5 protein-coding genes and 2 pseudogenes are annotated in these 18,979 nt (G+C 62.3%); 6 read left to right on the top strand and 1 reads right to left on the bottom strand.

The annotated features are described in order from the left end of the window. The 5 genes and pseudogenes from B2V21_RS05070 to B2V21_RS05050 all read left to right on the top strand — a co-directional run. Positions 1–1,866 (top strand): annotated as a pseudogene (locus tag B2V21_RS05070) (toxin); the annotation flags it as partial. Positions 1,867–2,200: 334 nt separating this feature from the next. Beyond that, positions 2,201–5,743, top strand: coding sequence for a Tc toxin subunit A (locus tag B2V21_RS05065; protein ID WP_286916209.1), 3,543 nt, complete (start codon positions 2,201–2,203; stop codon positions 5,741–5,743). 172 nt (positions 5,744–5,915) lie between these two features. Further along, entirely contained in the window at positions 5,916–9,041 is a 3,126-nt protein-coding gene (locus B2V21_RS05060) for a neuraminidase-like domain-containing protein (RefSeq protein WP_286916208.1), read from the top strand. 105 nt (positions 9,042–9,146) lie between these two features. Further along, positions 9,147–10,694 carry a hypothetical protein gene (locus tag B2V21_RS05055; protein WP_286916207.1) on the top strand — a complete coding sequence of 516 codons (1,548 nt, stop codon included), beginning with the start codon at positions 9,147–9,149 and terminating at the stop codon, positions 10,692–10,694. Between the two features lie 125 nt (positions 10,695–10,819). Next, a complete protein-coding gene (locus tag B2V21_RS05050) occupies positions 10,820–15,256 on the top strand; it encodes a SpvB/TcaC N-terminal domain-containing protein (protein ID WP_286916206.1) in 4,437 nt (1,478 codons plus the stop codon). A gap of 12 nt (positions 15,257–15,268) precedes the next feature. Here the strand turns inward: B2V21_RS05050 and fhuF are convergent, their stop codons facing one another. Continuing rightward, complete coding sequence (fhuF, locus tag B2V21_RS05045; RefSeq protein WP_286916205.1) at positions 15,269–15,937, bottom strand: siderophore-iron reductase FhuF; 669 nt, start codon at positions 15,935–15,937, stop codon at positions 15,269–15,271. Positions 15,938–16,429: 492 nt separating this feature from the next. Between fhuF and B2V21_RS05040 the strand changes: the two are divergent. Next, a pseudogene (locus B2V21_RS05040) lies at positions 16,430–18,979 on the top strand (ribonucleoside-diphosphate reductase subunit alpha); the annotation flags it as partial.

Below are 18,979 nucleotides of genomic sequence, written 5' to 3'. Positions count from 1 at the left end.
TCGGTCAACGGCAGGCTGCGCGCCTTCGAGCAACGCCTGAATGAACAGCAACGCCTGACCGCCGAGAGCGAAGCGGCCAACGACGGCAAGTCGCTGATCACGTTCCCGCAACCGCGCCTGCAGCTGATGCCGTTCACCGCCGACCCGACCGTGCCGGAGCTGGACAGCCCGTACTTCCGTATCGCCTTGAACCGCGAACTGGTGCAGAACTGGGACACCACCGAAGCACGCCTACGCAACCTGCGCCACAACCGCACCCTGGACGGCAAGCCGCTGCAACTGCCGCTGTTCGCAGCGCCCTTGGATCCGCGGGCGCTGATGTCCGCCTACGGCAGCGGCGCTGCAGGTGGCGGTGCCGGCCGACTGCTGGGCCAGGAAATCCCGCACTACCGCTTCAATATCATGCACAACCGCGCGACCGCTGCAGTGGAAAACCTGATCCAGTTCGGCAGCACCCTGCTGTCACTGCTCGAACGCAAGGAAGGCGCGCAACTGCAGGAAATGCAGCAACAGCAGGCCTGGGACATGGCCAAGCAGGCGGTAGTCCTGCAACAGCTGGTGCAGCAGGTGGAAACCGAGGGCCGTAAGGCACTGCTGGCCAGCCGCGCCATCGCCGAAAGTCGTCTGGCCTACTACGGCAAACTGGCCGATGAAGTGGTCAATGCCGGTGAAGTCGCCGCCGGTGTCCTGCACCTGCAGGGACGGGTGATGGAAGGTATCGCCTCGATATCCCAAGGCATCGGTGAAGCGCTGAAGCTGCCGCCGAACGAAGTCAGTGCGGTAGGCGGCGTCATCGCCGGTGGCGCTGGTGGCGCCATTGTAGGGGCCGGCTCTGGTGGCTGGCGGTTGGAAGGTGCGACCGGTATTGCCACTGCCGGCGCGCAACGGGTCGCCACCTCGTGTCGCGGCGCTGCCGAGGCACTGGACCGCGCCGAGCAGTACCGTCGCCGTCACCAGGAATGGATGCAGGCCGAAGAGCAAGCCCAGCGCGAGATCGAACAGATCGATGCGCAACTGGCCGTGCACGACGAGCAGGCCAAGGTCACCGCCGAGCAGCTGCGGCAGACCGAAGTGCTGGTGGAGCAAGCCGCTACCACCTACCAGTTCCTGAGCAAGCGCTTCACCAGTGCTCAGCTGTACCAGTGGCTCAATGGCCAGTTCGCCACCTTCTATTACCAGGCCTACGACACCACCCTGTCGCTGTGCCTGGCCGCCGAAGCGTGCTGGCAGTACGAGATTGCCGACTTCAAGACCCGCTTCGTTCAGCCCGGTGCCTGGAAGGACAGCTACCGCGGCCTGACTACCGGCGAGTCGCTCAAGCTCAACCTGATGAAGATGGAAGCGGCCTACCTGCAACGCAACGATCGCAAGCTGGAGATCACTAAAACGGTATCGGTGCGTCGGCTGCTGGAGACTGCAGAAAAACCATGGACCACCGTGGTGCAGGACCTGAGCAAAGACGGAGGGCTGAAAATCGAACTGAGCAAAGCGCTGTTCGAGCGTGATTACCCTGACCAGTACCTGCGCCGCATCAAGCGGGTCAGTGTGACCCTGCCCGCTGTGCTGGGACCGTACCAGAACGTCGCGGCCATGCTGACGCAGACGTACAGCCAGGTTCAAATGAGTGCCGACCCCGACGCCACCCCTTGGGAAAACATGCGCGCCAGCCAACAGATCGCGTTGTCCAGCGGCATGGATGACGACGGCATGTTCACGCTCAACTTCGACGACGAACGCTACCTGCCCTTCGAAGGCACCGGTGCGGTGTCGAACTGGAACCTCAAGTTCACTCGTTCGACACCCGAGCTGTTGGCATCGCTGAACGATGTGATCCTGAAAATCAGCTACACCGCCGTTTCGGCGTAACCGCAGCAGCCTGCTCGCACGTTCAACGTGCGAGCAGGCTGCCCCTGCCCCTCAAGCCGGGCGGCCGCAAAGGTCGCACCGGCATCTGTGCTTCTACTTACCCGCTCCTTGCGGCGTAATCTGGGGTACTACAAGTTTGCAATCCGCCACGCCTCCCTCTCTCTATGGAGGTCTGAGCGGCGTGGAGCCCTGTGCGCCTGGGCTTGGCAGGCCCCGGGAAACCCTTCCTTACACTGCCTCGGCCAGTCTGCCTACCTATCAGTTCTACGGATACCTCAAACCACCCGTTGCGGAAGAACATCAGGTTCGTTTTTCATTCCAAGAGCACCTGATCATGAACACGCCTGAACTGCCCGATCCCATCTTCGACAACGACGAAGACCTGACCCCTGAAATCGAACTACCGGCTGAGCAGGAGCCGGTCTACAACCCACTGTTCGAAAACCTCGTGCCCCAGCAGCCCGGGACCCGTATCGCCGGTCGCCTCAGCTTCGCCGACGCCATGCCGCAGATGGGCATGAGCTCGGTGTTCGACATCATCCGCCAGCCCAAGCTCGAATTCACCAGCCGACTGCGCAACCTCAGCGACGCCGACGGTGACCTGGCCTACGACAATGCCATGTGCTACGCCAACCAGATCGCACGCTCCTTCCGTGAAGAGCAGGTCTCGTCCGGCCGCAGCCTGCCGCTGATCGCGCCGCAGACTGGCGTGCGCGCCTTGGTCAACGTCGGCCCCAGCTACCCCAATCTGTTCAAGGAAAACTGGGACCAGTTCTGCAAGGTCGGCGCTATCGAGGCCATGGACGGACCGGTGGCCTACCTGGGTTCGCTGCGCCGCTTCGCCGCCGAAAAGATCGAAGGCGCCTCCACCTCGCCACTGCGCATCCCGCTGGCGGTGCGCCGTCCCGATCTGGACCAGATGCTGATCGACGAGCAAAGCACCTACCAGAGCCGGCCCATGCTGGACCTGGTCAATGACGTGCTGACCCAAGGCATCAACAAGTACCAGCAAGAACAAGACGATGTGCGGCCGATCCACCAGCTGCTGGCAGAGAAGAAGCATCCGTTCGTGTTTCCGTATCACTTCGCGCATCAGCAGCTGAGTTTGGCGTTGGGTGGGGAGAAGCCTGCGCTGGGCGAAATCAACTACCGCATGAGCCCCGCCTTGCCAGGTGCCCAGTCTGCCTATGGTCAGCTTACCGCTGACGGTCGCGTTGCACAGATAGCCCTGAGCGACCTGAGCCCCAGTATGCAAAAGGTGCTTCAAGGCCCGTCGCTGTTCAGTCACTTCTACATCAGCCTGCATGACGTGCTTGGGAAAGGCGGCTATAGCAGTCCTGACGTCTACTGTCTGCGACCGTACAATGCAGCTAACGTCGGTTTTCTGCTGGCTGCTCAAGGGGGTGTAGGAGCCATAGAGCCCGCAGCCGACCATTTGATCTGGAGCTTCGACAGGGGGGCTACCGATACGGAGCTTCTGCTTCGAGATTCGCAGGGTGGTAGCAAGCGCCTGCCGCTGAAATTGCAGTCTCGTGGCAGTCATTACAGTTATCCGATGAACTACGCTATCAACAGTGTTCCTCGCTACTACAAGACGCTGTTCGTTACCTATCCGGGTGATGCAGACGCCTTGGTCGAAGCAGCCGGGCATAGCTGCGAACTGTCGATTCAAGCGCGATCCTGGTACGGCCTCGAGCCGTGGAGCCCCAGCCCGCTGACCGTTGCACCGTGGAAACTGACCTTCACCGCGGATCGCGACTACGAGCTTACCGCCGAACAGCGTTCATTCTTTCAGGACCACTACGGCCTGACATTCAGCCATGCGGCGATGAACCCGCTGACATCCATGGACAGTTTCCTGCACGCCACCGGACTGGACAGCGAGGCTTTGGAAGCGCTGCTGGCGGTCAAGGGCTTTGCGCCGATCAAAACGGCCTACTGGAATGTCGAGAACCCTGCAGATTCTGACAAGAGTTTCCCGCACGCCAACCACTACGGCGCCTGCTATGTGAATGGTGTGGGCGGTGCAGACCCTGGCACACGCCAATACAGCTACCGTAAGAATGCCATGGGCGTGGCACAGGATCCCGGCAGCAACAAATGGGTCTTGACCAACACCAGCCTTGAGCGCTTCGATCGACTGCAGCGCATGATTCGTCTGCAGAAATGCACCGGCCTGCCGTTTGCCAAGCTCGATACCTTGGTGGTTGCCGCCATGCGCTCCGAAGGCGACGCCAACGCCGAGATGCAGCTCAACGCCAACACCCTGCGGGCCTTGGGCACTTATCGCTACCTGGATCGGCATTACCGGATCGATGCCGAAGAGTTCGCGGCGTTCATGTACTACGTGTCGCCTCATGCCACTACCGGTCAGGTGCCGCTGTTTGAGAAGGTGTTCAACACTCCGGTGCTGTTTGACACTGCGCTAGTAATCGACGACGTCGAATTCAAACTGGATTCCGCAGAGCCTGCTGATCAAAAAACCATCGCGCAGCTGTGCGCCAGCCTGAACGTTCAGCCCGGCATCGAGTTCGAGCGTATTGCCAATACAACCTTGGGCCTCCCCACGCCGCTGCGACGCTCCTTCGCCGTGCTTTCCTCGCTGTACCGTCAGGCGCGCATCGCGCAGATGTTCGGCCTGTCGGTCAACGACTGCTGTGAACTGACCGAGCTGCTGGGTGGCAGTGCCTACCGCACCCTGGTCGCCAGCGGTCGTTTGAAGGCGCTCGAGTCTGACGGCAAGGACATCCTTGACGTGCTGATGGAGCTGGATTGGGCGGTGCGTTGGCTCAAGGATAACAAGCTGACCGTGTCCAAGTTGCGCGACATGGTGGACGCCGGCCCGGTTCCGGTAGCCGCACCCAGCCTGCTCGAGCGCTTGGAACAACTGGCCGGCGACACGCGTACCCAGGTCGTGACGGCCGCCGCTGTTGCTGCCCTCAACCTGCCCGCCAAATCCACCGGCGCGGCCATCGACTGGTTCGCCGAGCTGGGCAAAGGTGCTGCGCCTGTGATCGACAAGCATGGTCTGGTCAATGCCCCGGCGCTCACCGTGGAAGACAGCGACGCGGAGCAACTGGTGGCCAAAGTGACTGCATTGGTCACAGGTCAGGGCCTGACGGACACTGACAAAGCTGCCGCCATTACCGCGCTGAGCGAATTTCTGCTCGATGTCCTCACCCAGCAACAGCGGCTGGTCGAAGCCCTGTTGCAGGAACACACCACCCTGCTGCCGGAACTGGCCGTGCTGGTCGGTCGCTGCGCCGAGGTTTCGCCCCAGCAGTTGCTGGTCGGCGTGCTGCAGGCCTGGCCTGCCACCGGTGAGGCCAGCGAAGCCGGCATTGCCGCGGTGCTGGCCCAGCTGCATCAGGTCAGCGCCTGCACCAAGGCCCTGAGCTGGGTCGGCATCGGCGCCAAGGCCCTGCGCACCTTGCTGGTCAATCCGGCCTGGCTGGGCGCTGCCAAGCTCTGGCCGCTGAGCCTGGACAACCTGCGAGCGTTCAAAGCCTACGACGGCTTGTTCGACACCCTGGGCCAACCCGAAGAACGCCTGCTGGGCTACCTGGAACAGGCCAACGCGCTGGTTTCCAAGCGCCCTGGCAAGCGGCAACTGGCGGTGCAGGCGCAAACCTGCAATGCCGCGCTCGCAGCGCTGCTGGGCTGGCGCGAAACCGAAGTGGCGCTGCTGACCGAGCTGCTGCCGCAGAAGACCGCCAAGACCGTCGCCCACATCGACTGGCTGCGCCGGGCGCAGGCCGTGTCGCTCGAGACGGGCCTGAACGCGGCGACCCTGCTGCAAGCCTGCTCGCTGACGGCCAACAGCCCCGAGGCTGACTGGCAGGCGGTAGGCCAGGCGGCGATGGCGGCTGTTCGCTAACGCCTCCGGGTGACCGCAGCGCCGCCTTCGCGGGCAGAGCCCGCTCCCACAGGAATTCGAGGTGTTCGCGAAACTCGTGTGGGAGCGGGGCGGGCGGCGAGCTCTCTGCCCGCGAAGAGGCCCTCACTGTCACCCCAAAAAACCCTTGAACCACCACACAGGAATCCATTCCATGACCATCGCAGCAACCCTCAACGAAAGCTTTCGCGACGCCCTCGTCGCTTATTACCTGGGCGAACTGGTGCCCAACGACACCACCCTGCAGGAACTTGGGCTGACCGAAAAACTGCGCACCGAAAACGACCTGTACGAGTACCTGCTGCTCGACACCCAAGTCACCCAGGCCGTGGAAACCAGCCCGGTGGCCAGCGCCATCGCCAGCCTGCAGCAGTACATCAACGGCGCCCTGCTGGGCATGGAGCCAGGTTATGACGATGTACGCTTCAGCGAAGCGCTACTCACCGAGTGGCGCGACCAGCGCAACCAATACCCGCTGTGGGCCGCCAACCAGCAACTGGCCTGGTACCCGTCGCTGTACATCGACCCGTCGTTGCGCATGAAAAAGTCGGCGTACTTCCAGCAGCTGGAAAACGACATCAACCAGAACCGCATCAGCGTCGACACCACCCAGGAAGCGGTGCAGGCCTACCTGGCCAGCTTCGAGGAAGTGGCCAACCTGACCATCATCAATGGCTACATCGCCGGCACGGACTTCAAGGAGTCCAACTACTACTTCATCGGCAAGTCTCGCGCCGAGGGTGCCTATTACTGGCGCTCGGTGAACATGTCCGAGCGCAGCTACCTGTCCGGCACCGCGGGCCCCAAGCAGGACAACCCGCAGCCCGGCGCCTGGTCGGACTGGAAACGGGCCAACCTGCCGATCTCGGAAGCGGCGATCGAGAAAACCATCCGTCCGGTGTACTTCAACAACCGGCTGTTCGTGACCTGGGTCGAGATGATCGACAGCGTCGACCCGGCAGGCAGCGGTGATCTGAAAGCCGTCGAGCCGGAGGGCGACGGCACGTACAAACACCGCAACCTGCCCAAACCCAAAGCGACCTCGAAGCTGCGCTTGAACCTGACGTACAAGAAGTACGACGACAGCTGGAGTGCGCCGCAGTGCTACATGGAAACCGAGGCAGACCGAGCGGCGATCACCACGGCGGCCGGCCTTCTGGATGTTCACTCGATTGCGGTCGTCGATATGTCGGCGAACCCCGAAGCGTTGTTCCTGGCCATGTACGCCGGTTACGTCAAGAGTCCAGATAGTGCCGATGGCAGCTCGGACAAGTACCGCCTGCTGAAAACCATGAAGATCGACAAGAACTTCAACAGTCTCAATCTGTTTCCGATCCGCGGCGTGGTCGATGACGCCCCCGACAAGGGACCTAGCTTTGAGTTGGTGTTGCGCATCGGCCTGCTATTCGCCGACGCTGATACCAATGCCGGGCGCTTTCAGTTCCCCGTGACCGGGGCATCGATCCGGCTCAAGCTCCCTAGCACGACCACGTCCCCTCATGACGGAACCAGTGGTGTGCCAGGGTGGAACCATGGCGGCTGGCAGGAGCGCATCTCGGATGCCGTCGATGGCAGCGATATCGAGTGGGATGAGGTCAATCGGCAAATCACATTCACGACCCGGATCAATACGGAGTTCAAGAAGGAAACCGGCGTCAATATCGTGTCTGATACCGGTAACCTAACATACGCATTCGAACTGGATCTGCCTGACGATAATGGATCCGAGTGGGTAACCCTGGGCCGAAACTCATATCTTTCAGCCAGTCAGGGTATCCTCTCAAGGCTTTTTTTAGGGCAAATCGTCGTAACCACGCCCACCGTTTCAATTACAGATTTGTTTCGAGATCGTCATAACGGCGATATCATCACGTTTATACCTATCAACGGGAGGGCGGATCTCGCGGGCAAAAGTGTCAACATGGGGGTTCTGCGTCGACTAAAAGCCCGGCCACCAAGTGAAGTCATCACATTGAATGCTTTCCATTGGCTGGACGGCACAACCGCCACGAGCCGCCCTACATTCAATGGCGGAGACCTACTTTTTCAACAGCTACTCGCACGCCCCAGCTCGATGTTGGATCCCACGCCTGAAGACAACCGGGCCAGAGTCAATCTGAGCGTGAGCCAGGCTTACTCCTCGCTGCAGCCAACCCAGCATTCGCTATCGACCACTATCAAAATCAACGCTGTATCGCTGCGCCCTGATTGGGGCGGCGAATGGCCTGGCGGAGTGAATAAATTCACGATTATCCACGGTGTGTTTGTCATGGAGACCAACGGCACCAGCAGCACCGGCATAGGCCATGCCATCAAAGCCACAGAGATCACGCTTGAATCCGTCGGCCACGACGCCCACTTGATCGCCCCGAAAATCTCGTACTACAACAACGCAACCCTGGGCACTGCCGAGTACATCGATTTCACCGGCTCTACCATCGACCGTAACGACCGCGACAACGGCCCTCGCCAGCCCATCCGCATGAACACCCTGTTCGCCCGCAACCTGATCGAGCGTGCCAACATCGCCCTGGAAAACCTGCTGTCCTGGGAAACCCAGCACCTACCCGAGCCCGCCTTGGCCGAGTCCGGCAATCAGCCGTTCATGGACTTCAAGGGCGCCAATGGCCTCTACTTCTGGGAGCTGTTCTTCCACCTGCCGTTCCTGATCAGCCATCGCCTCAACACCGAGCAGCAGTTCAGTGACGCCGAGTACTGGCTCAGCTTCATCTTCGATCCGACTCGTCGCAGCGACAGCAGCGGCCGCCCGGACTACTGGAACGTGCGCCCGCTGGTGGACGAAATCAGCCGCGAACGCTCCACCCGCGCGCCGATCGATCCGGACGGCATCGCCAGCGACAACCCGGTGCACTACCGCAAGGCCGTGTACAACCACTTCATCAAGAACCTGATCGACCGCGGCGACAGCGCCTACCGTCAGTTGACCCCGGACGCCTTGAACGAAGCCAAGCTGTGGTACGTCCGCGTGCTGGACCTGCTGGGCCCACGCCCGGACAAGCGCCTGGTCAGCGGCTGGGAGCCGATCACCCTGAACGCCCTGGCCAATTCGGTCAACGGCAGGCTGCGCGACTTCGAGCAGCGTTTGAATGAACAGGCACGCCTGACCGCCGAGAGCGAAGCGGCCAACGAGGGCCAATCGCTGATCATGTTCGCGCAACCGCGCCTGCAGCTGATGCCGTTCACCGCCGACCCAACCGTGCCGGAGCTGGACAGCCCGTACTTCCGCATCGCCTTGAACCGCGAGCTGGTGCAGAACTGAGACACCACCGAAGCACGCCTGCGCAACCTGCGCCACAACCGCACCCTGGACGGCAAGCCGCTGCAACTGCCGCTGTTCGCAGCGCCTTTGGATCCGCGGGCGCTGATGTCCGCCTACGGCAGCGGCGCCGCAGGTGGCGGTGCCGGCCGACTGCTGGGCCAGGAAATCCCGCACTACCGCTTCAATATCATGCCCAACCGCGCCACCGCTGCGGTGGAAAACCTGATCCAGTTCGGCAGCACCCTGCTCTCGCTGCTCGAACGCAAGGAAGGCGCGCAACTGCAGGAAATGCAGCAACAGCAGGCCTGGGACATGGCCAAGCAGGCCGTAGTCCTGCAACAGCTGGTGCAGCGTGTGGAAACCGAGGGCCGCAAGGCGCTACTGGCCAGCCGCGCCATCGCCGAAAGCCGCCTGGCCTACTACGGCAAACTGGCCGATGAAGTGGTCAATGCCGGTGAACTGGCCGCGGGCGCGCTGAATTTGCAAGCACGGGTGATGGAGGCCATAGGCTCGGTATCCCAGGCCATTGGTGAAGGTCTGAAGGTAGCACCGAACGACTTCAGCGCTGTGGGCGGTGTGATCGCCGGCCTGGCCGGTGGCGCCATTGTCGGTACCGGCACCGGTGGCTGGCGTCTAGAAGGTATACCCGGTATCGCGACGGCCATCGCCCAAGGCGAAGCTACCGCCTTCCACGGTGCTGCCGAGGCGCTGGACCGCACCGAGCAGTACCGTCGCCGTCACCAGGAATGGATGCAGGCCGAAGAGCAGGCCCAGCGCGAGATCGAACAGATCGATGCGCAACTGGCCGTACACGACGAGCAGGCCAGGGTCACCGCCGAGCAGCTGCGCCAGACTGAAGTGCTGGTGGAGCAAGCGGCTACCACTTACCAGTTCCTGAGCAAGCGCTTCACCAATGCTCAGCTGTACCAGTGGCTCAATGGCCAGTTCGCCACCTTCTACTACCAGGCCTACGACACCACTATGTCGCTGTGCCTGGCTGCCGAAGCGTGCTGGCAGTACGAGATTGCCGACTTCAAGACCCGCTTCGTTCAGCCCGGTGCCTGGAAAGACAGCTACCGCGGCCTCACCGCCGGCGAGTCGCTCAAGCTCAACCTGATGAAGATGGAAGCGGCCTACCTGCAACGCAATGCTCGCAAGCTGGAAATCACCAAGACCGTCTCGGTGCGCCAATTGCTGGAAACCGCAGAGAAGCCATGGGCCACTGTGGTGCGGGATCTTGGCAACAACAGCGGTCTGGAAATCAGACTGGAACAGAGCCTGTTCGACGAGGATTACCCTGGCCAGTACCTGCGCCGCATCAAGCGCGTCAGCGTGACCCTGCCCGCGGTATTGGGGCCGTACGAGGACATCGCCGCCGTGCTGACCCAGACCTACAGCAAGGTCGAGATGAGCGACGTGATCGATGAGAACCCTCGAGAGAACCTGCGCGCCAGCCAACAGATCGCCCTGTCCAGCGGCATGGATGACGACGGTATGTTCACCCTCAACTTCGACGACGAGCGCTACCTGCCGTTCGAAGGTACTGGTGCGGTGTCGAGCTGGAACCTCAGGTTCACCCGCTCGACGCCCGAGCTGCTGGCATCGCTGAGCGATGTGATCGTGAAGGTCAGCTACACGGCCGCCTCGGCGTAACCACCCATCCGGCAGCGAGGCTCTATACCGGATGCCCTCGCTTGCCTACCTATCACTTCTAAGGATACCGCCCGGCCACTGGCCGGGCGGACACTTCATCACTTTCTCTTTTCAGCGATTTCCTCATGAACACATCGAACGACAACACGTTGGCCATCAACGCCCCGTCGCTGCCCAAGGGCGGCGGCGCCATTCAGAGCATCGGCAAAGGCTGGGGTGCGGTCGGCACCACCGGTGCCGCCAGCTTCGATATTCCCCTGCCCGTTTCGCCGGGCCGCGGCACCGCGCCGCAATTGGGCCTGAGCTACAGCAGCGGTGCCGGCAACGGCACCTGCGGCATGGGCTGGGGCCTGAGCCGCAGCAGCTTTGCCCGGCGTACCAACAAGGGCGTCCCGGCGTACACCGCCGACGACGAAATCCTCAGCCCCAGCGGCGAAGTGCTGGTGCCTGAGCGCAATGCCCAAGGAGTCATTGTCAGTACCCAGGTCGAGACCTTCCGCGGCCTGGCACTGGGCACGAAATACCAGGTGACCCGCTATTTCCCCCGTGTGGAAGACAGCTTCTCGCGCATCGAGCGCTGGCAGCGCGATGCACAGGAGCCGGGGTTCTGGCTGATGCACAGTGCCGACGGCGGCCTGCATGTCTACGGCAAGCGTGACAGCGCGCGCATCTTCCCGGCCGATGCTCCGGAAAAAGTCGCGCAGTGGCTGTTGGAAGAGTCCGTCTCGCCCAACGGCGAGCATATTCTCTACGAATACGAAGGCGAAGATGGCCGCGGCCTCAGCGCTGACGATGAGCGCGAGCACAGTGCCCAGCGCTACCTGACCCGCGTGCGTTACGGCAACCTGCAGGCGTTCGCACCGCTGTACCTGTGGGATGAGAGCACCCTGCCGACGCATTGGCACTTCGACCTGGTGCTGGACTACGGCGAGCGCAGCATCGAACAGGGCAGCGTGCCCACCTATGCACCCAGCCAAGCCTGGCCGGTACGACCCGACCCGGTGGCCGATTTCGCCTACGGCTTCGAGGTGCGCACCCTGCGCCGCTGCCATCAGGTCCTGATGTTTCATCGCTTCGCCGAACTGGGCGCCGAGCCTCTGCTGGTCAGCCGCCTGTGGCTGGAATACCGCCAATGCCAGGGTTACAGCCTGCTGACGGCCGTGATCAACCAGGCAGTGGACGGTCGCGAGATCGAAGAGCTGCCGCCACTGGAGTTTCGCTACGAGCATTTCGGTTTCGAAGGCTATGCCTATCAGCCGTTCGAAGCGATGCCGGGGCTGGATGACGGGACCGCCTACCAACTGGTGGACCTGTACGGCGAAGGCTTGGCCGGGGTGCTCTATAACCTGGATAACGAGTGGCTGTACCGTGAACCGCTGCGCGACGCTGCCCAGGCCGACACCGACGCCGTGGTCTATGGCCCGTGGAAAGCGCTCGCCGCGCAACCGGTGGCCGATAGCCGCAAGCCGGCCCGCCAGTTCCTCAGCGACCTGACCGGTGACGGGCGTCTGGACTGGGTGGTGGCGCAGCCGGGCTACAGTGGTTTCTTCACCCTCGACGCCGACCAACGCTGGACCGGGTTCACTCCATTCAGCGCCTTCCCGCTGGAATTTTTCCAGGCCGAGGGGCAGATGGCCGACCTCATGGGTGACGGTCTGCAAGACCTGGCCATGATCGGCGGGCGCAGCGTGCGTCTGTATGCCAGCGATCGCAAGCAGGGTTTCACCGCGCCCCGTGAAGTGGCCCACACCCACGATGCCTTGCCGACACTGAGCAACAGCAGCAGTGAATTGGTGGCCTTCAGCGACATACTGGGCAGCGGCCAGCAACACTTGATCCGCATTCGCCACGATGAAGTACGCTGCTGGCCGAATCTGGGCCGTGGCCAATTCGGCAAAAGCTTCAAGCTGGCCAGCCTGCCGTTCAGCTACGGCGAATTTGACGCAGCGCGAGTACGCCTGGCCGACCTCGACGGCTCCGGTGCCAGCGACCTGATCTACCTGCACAGCGAGCATGCGCAGATCTTCCTCAACCAGGGCGGCAATGGCTTTGCCGACCCGGTGTTGCAGGTTTGGCCCGAGGGGCTGCACTATGACAACACCTGGCAGGTCAGTGCCGCAGACCTGCAAGGGCTGGGCTGTTCGAGCCTGGTGATCAGTGTGCCGCACCTGCACAACCGACACTGGCGGCTGGACTTCAACCGCGGCCGCAAACCCTATCTGATGGCCGGTTCCAACAACAATATGGGTGCCGACAGCCGCGCGTACTACCGCAGTTCGGCGCAGGAATGGCTGGACGAAAAGCAAGAACTGTTGGCTGCAGGCGAGAAGCCGGTGTGCGAACTGCCATTCCCCATGCACCTGGTGGTTCGCCAGGTCCAACATGACGAGATCACCGGCAATACCCTGACTCAGCGCTTGAACTACCGCCGTGGCTACTACGATGGACGCGACCGCGAAGTGCGCGGCTTCGGCCTGCTGCTCACCACCGACTCCGAAGCCCCGTCGGACGAGGCCGAACCGTCTTCCCCGCCACTGCTGACCAAGACCTGGTTCCACACCGGACGGGCGGTGGACGAAGTGCTGCACGGCGTCGATACCCATGATACCGAGGCACGTGCCTTGGGTCCGGTGCTGCTGCTCGATCACGACGGCGTCACGGGCAACGACAGTATCGTCACCGACATCGATGCCGATCTGCGTGCGCAGATGGCCCGCGCCCTCAGCGGCCAGATGCTGCGCAGCGAAGTGTTCGGCCTCGATGGCGATGCCCGCCAAGCCGTGCCCTACTCGGTGCAGGTGCAGCGGTCCGGCCTGCGCTTGCTGCAGCCCGCCAGTGCCCATCAGCGCTACGCCCGTTTGCTGCCCCTGAACCTGGAAAGCCTGAGCTACCAGTACGAACGCCTTGCCGATGACCCGCAGTGCAGCCATAGCGTGCAACTGCGCACCGATGCCTACGGCGCGGTCACCCACGCCCTGAGCATTGCCTATGCCCGGCGCAAGCACGAGATCGATACCCCGCCCTACAGCGACGAGCATGAGCAGACCTGGTGGCGCGATGCGTTCGATTCGGCGCAGCACCACTACTACTTCACCGAGAGCCTGAGCCAGGCCATCCACCTGACCACCGACCCGCAACACTGGCGCCTGCACCTGCCGTATCGCAGTCGCAGCAATGCCTGGTCGTTGCCCAAGGCGCAGGTCACGGCTGCGAAGTTGAGTTATGAGGCGTTGCTGCGCGACGACGGCTTGCTCGGTAGCGCGGCACCACGAACCTTGATCGGGCTGAGCATGCAGCGCTACCAGGGCTGCGCCGATGGCACCGCCAGCTTTCTGGCCCTGGCCGACTTTGCCGAAACCGCAGAGCTGGACGAGGCCGCACTGCAAGCCTATGACGAGGTGATGGACCGTACGGCGTTGAACGCCAAGCTGCTGGAGCTGGGCTACACGCAGATGCCGGCGTTTCTTCCGGATGAACCACAGCGAGTGCTCTGGTCCGTGCGCCAGGGTTATGCAACCTACGGCGACGCCGCGGATTTCTACCGGGTCAAAGCCTACCGGCAAAGCCCGGCAGTGGGGCAAACCCAGGTCGAATACGACACCTATCGCTGCCTGCCGGTGAAGGTCACCACCGCCGACGGCTGCATTACCCAAGCGCAATACGACTACAGCACCTTGCTGCCAGTGCAGGTGATCGACCCCAACGACAACCGCCAACAGGCCAGTTACGACGCCTTCGGTCGGGTTTCCATCAATACCTTCTTCGGCACCGAAATGGGTGAGCGAGTCGGCTTCGCTGAACTCGATGGTCAGATCATGGCCGGCACCATCGTCGAGGCCATTGCCGATGACGCTGCGGGGCTGGGCGATTGGTCCATGGCCTATGTGTACGAGAGCAACAGCTGGATGGGCGAAGCCCCCACGGTCAGCGTAGCCGATCCACAGGCGCTGGCCGAGTTGGTGGGCCGTGGCCAGGTCATGCTCAACGGGCTGCTTCGCGCCTCGGCACGGCGCCAGTGGCAGCGGGCCGAGCTGGACGTGCAGACCGCCGAGCTGCTGGCACCCTTGGCCAGCTATGCCCGCCAACCCGTACGAGTGGCAGCCTTCCAGGCGGACCGCTATCCAGGTGATCCCGAGCGGCAGGTGCGCATGAGCCTGGAAAGCTTCGATGGATTCGGTCGAAGCCTGCAGAGCAAGCAGCGGGTGGAGCCGGGGCTGGCCCATCAGGTCGACGAAGACGGTGAGCTGCTCGAAGGCGATGCCCACGCCGATCCGCGCTGGCGTGTCAGCGAGCGAGTGGAATACGACACCAAGGGGCAAGTGACCCGGGTGTATCGTCCGTACTTCGCCAACAGCGACCGCTACATCAACGACCAGAGTCATCGCGATGCGGAGCACAGCTATCACGATCGGCAGTTCTACGACGCACTGGGGCGCCCGACCGAAACCTGGACAGCGGCCGGATGGCTGCGGCGTCAGCGCTATGCACCGTGGTACAGCATCAGTGAAGATGAAAACGATACCGCCGAGGAGGTGCTGGCCATGCGCGCCGCAGACGCGTGATCCTGAATGGCGCTAGCCCAGCGGACAGTGTTCGCAGGGCGGCACGTCGGTGACCTGCCGGGCCAGGCAGCAGTGGCGCCGCTCGCGGCGCCCGTCGCCCAGGTAACGCACCGGCTGGTACAGCGGATTGGCCCGCCCGTCGGCCAGCTTGCGCTGGTTCATCAAACCCTCGGCGGGCGCCAGGTTGCGCAGACCCATCTGCTGCAACCGGCGCACGCTGCTCTCAAGATAATCCCCCGCGTTGCCCCACAGCACCGCGGGCGGCACCTCGCCGTATTGGCTCAAGGCATCGATGAATGGCCGCAGATTGCTGGCGATCCACGGCTCCAGCGACGCCTGCGCATCACCCTCTTCCCCCGCCTCGAAAAACCGCACGGCCAACGGCACGCCTCGCTCGTCGAGGATCAACCCGGTCTCGCGCAGCAGCAACGGCAGATCCCAGCCGTGTGCCAGCTGGCTGACCAGCATCGCCGGTAACCAGTGCATGAAGTAGTACTTGGACCACTGCGAGACCAGCACCGGTTTGTGCGTATCGAGCATGGCCGCGCCATAGATGCGCGTCAGCAGTTGATCGAGCACGCGCTTCTGCAGCAGCGCCGGAAGCGCCACGGCAACGCGTGGATCGTCGTCGGCGGCAAGGCCGGTGAGGAGGTCGCGATAGGGGCTTTGGGTCAGTTTCATCGACGGTTCCTTGGAGCAGATCATCCGTTACCGTAGACCTTGGCGAGGACACATCTGCTGATTGTTTCGCGGCAAAGCATGTCGAGACGCGCCTCAAAAGCCTGTGGACAAACGGTCATATGCCGCTAATCCAGACACTGCGCGGGCTTGCGCTGCCACCCACACAATACCCACATGTTATCCACAGCAAGCAACTTGCAATACGGGACCAGACCGCATTATCTTGTATGGCCGGCGCCGGAAAACACTACATGTTGCGTTTTCCTCAGAAAACCAAACACAAGTCAAAGGAAAAACTCAAGCCCCTTTGGCCTGCTTTTTTGTGTTTTGCGCCCCCGAATTTTGCTAAATGCGGCCACCTACGGATGACCGCATTTTCAGTTTTTCCCTACACACCAGCGTAGGAGGCATATGTCTTCTACGAATAGCTTTCAATGACTGACTCAACGATTGACGTCCAGTCAAACTTTTGAACGTGGAGATACTCACCCCATGCAAACCGACACAACTCGCGAGAACTCGCCGGCCAAAGCGCCGCAGGCCGCCGATGCCACTCCGGATCTGGCCGCGACCGCTCCAGGCCAACTGCGCGTGATCAAGCGCAACGGTACCGTGGTCGGCTACACCGACGACAAGATCACCGTGGCCATCACCAAGGCGTTCCTTGCAGTTGAAGGCGGCAACGCTGCCGCCTCGTCGCGCATCCACGACACCGTCGCGCGCCTGACCGAACAGGTCACCGCTACCTTCAAGCGTCGCATGCCATCGGGTGGCACCATCCACATCGAGGAAATCCAGGACCAGGTCGAACTGGCCCTGATGCGTGCCGGCGAGCAGAAAGTCGCCCGCGACTACGTGATCTACCGCAACGAGCGCTCCAAGGAGCGCGCCACCCGCACCCCGGCCGACGCACCGGTCGAAGCGCACCCCAGCATTCGCATCACCAAGGCTGACGGCAGCCTGGCGCCGCTGGACATGGGTCGCCTGAATACCATCATCAGCGAAGCCTGCGAAGGCCTGGCCGAAGTCGACGGCGGTCTGATCCAGAAAGAAACCCTGAAGAACCTGTACGACGGCGTGGCCCTGACCGACGTCAACACCGCCCTGGTGATGACCTCGCGTACCCTGGTCGAGCGCGAGCCGAACTACTCGTTCGTCACCGCCCGCCTGCTGATGGACACCCTGCGCGCCGAAGGCCTGAGCTTCCTGGAAGTGGCCGACAGCGCCACTCACCACGAGATGGTCGACCTGTACGCCAAGGCCCTGCCTTCGTACATCGCCAAGGGTATCGAATTCGAACTGCTGAACCCCGTGCTGGCCACCTTCGACCTGGAAAAACTGGGTCGGGCGATCAACCACGAGCGCGATCAGCAATTCACCTACCTGGGCCTACAGACCCTGTACGACCGTTATTTCATCCACAAGGATGGCGTGCGTTTCGAACTGCCGCAGATCTTCTTCATGCGCGTGGCCATGGGCCTGGCGATCGAGGAGAAGAACAAGGAAGATCGCGCCATCGAGTTCTACAACCTGTTGTCGTCCTTCGACTACATGGCCTCGACCCCGACCCTGTTCAACGCCGGTACCCTGCGTCCGCAGCTGTCGAGCTGCTACCTGACCACCGTTCCGGACGACCTGTCGGGCATCTACGGCGCGATCCACGACAACGCCATGTTGTCCAAATTCGCCGGCGGCCTGGGCAACGACTGGACCCCAGTGCGCGCGCTGGGCTCCTACATCAAGGGCACCAACGGTAAATCCCAGGGCGTCGTGCCGTTCCTGAAAGTGGTCAACGACACCGCCGTTGCAGTGAACCAGGGCGGCAAGCGCAAGGGCGCGGTCTGCGCGTACCTGGAAACCTGGCACTTGGACATCGAAGAATTCATCGAGCTGCGCAAGAACACCGGTGACGANNGTACCCACGACATGAACACCGCCAACTGGATCCCTGACCTGTTCATGAAGCGCGTCTTCGACGACGGCAAGTGGACCCTGTTCTCGCCCAACGAAGTCCCGGACCTGCACGACCTGACCGGCAAGGCCTTCGAGGAGCGCTACGAGTACTACGAAGCGCTGACCGAGTACAACAAGATCAAGGTGTTCAAGACCGTCCAGGCCAAAGACCTGTGGCGCAAGATGCTGTCGATGCTGTTCGAAACCGGCCACCCATGGCTGACCTTCAAGGACCCGTGCAACCTGCGTTCGCCGCAGCAGCATGTCGGCGTGGTCCACAGCTCGAACCTGTGCACCGAGATCACCTTGAACACCAACAAGGATGAAATCGCGGTCTGCAACCTGGGCTCGATCAACCTGCCGAATCACATCACCGACGGCAAGCTGGACACCGCCAAGCTTGAGCGCACCATCAACACCGCCGTGCGCATGCTCGACAACGTGATCGACATCAACTACTACTCGGTGCCGCAGGCGCGCAACTCCAACTTCAAGCACCGTCCGGTCGGCCTGGGCATCATGGGCTTCCAGGACGCGCTGTACAAACAGCACATCCCGTACGGTTCCGATGCGGCGGTCGAGTTCGCCGACAAGTCGATGGAAGCTGTCAGCTACTACGCCATCCAGGCGTCCTGCGACCTGGCCGACGAACGTGGCGCCTACGAGACGTTCCAGGGTTCGCTGTGGTCCAAGGGCATCCTGCCACTGGATTCGCAACAGATCCTGATCGAGGCCCGTGGCCAGAAGTACATCGATGTCGACCTCAACGAATCCCTGGACTGGGCGCCGGTCCGTGCCCGCGTGCAGAAAGGCATTCGCAACTCGAACATCATGGCCATCGCACCGACCGCGACCATCGCCAACATCACCGGCGTTTCGCAGTCGATCGAGCCGACCTACCAGAACCNNCCGTGATCAACCCCTACCTGGTTCGCGACCTCAAAGCGCGCGGCCTGTGGGACTCGGTCATGATCAATGACCTGAAGTACTACGATGGCTCGGTGCAGCAGATCGAACGCATTCCGCAGGAGTTGAAAGACCTCTACGCGACCGCTTTCGAAGTGGACACCAAGTGGATCGTCGACGCCG

This window comes from Pseudomonas sp. UBA6276 (assembly GCF_002438365.1).
GTDB classification, from domain to species: domain Bacteria; phylum Pseudomonadota; class Gammaproteobacteria; order Pseudomonadales; family Pseudomonadaceae; genus Aquipseudomonas; species Aquipseudomonas coleopterorum.
The sequence above is the reverse complement of the archived record's forward strand: the minus strand, read 5'-3'. Positions and strand labels throughout refer to the sequence as shown.

Bases quoted from the DNA above. Each gene is read 5' to 3' on its own strand.
- B2V21_RS05050 (WP_286916206.1), top strand. From the start codon at position 10,820: ATGAACACATCGAACGACAACACGTTGGCCATCAACGCCCCGTCGCTG.
- B2V21_RS05065 (WP_286916209.1), top strand. From the start codon at position 2,201: ATGAACACGCCTGAACTGCCCGATCCCATCTTCGACAACGACGAAGAC.
- B2V21_RS05055 (WP_286916207.1), top strand. From the start codon at position 9,147: ATGTCCGCCTACGGCAGCGGCGCCGCAGGTGGCGGTGCCGGCCGACTG.
- B2V21_RS05060 (WP_286916208.1), top strand. From the start codon at position 5,916: ATGACCATCGCAGCAACCCTCAACGAAAGCTTTCGCGACGCCCTCGTC.
- fhuF (WP_286916205.1), bottom strand. From the start codon at position 15,937: ATGAAACTGACCCAAAGCCCCTATCGCGACCTCCTCACCGGCCTTGCC.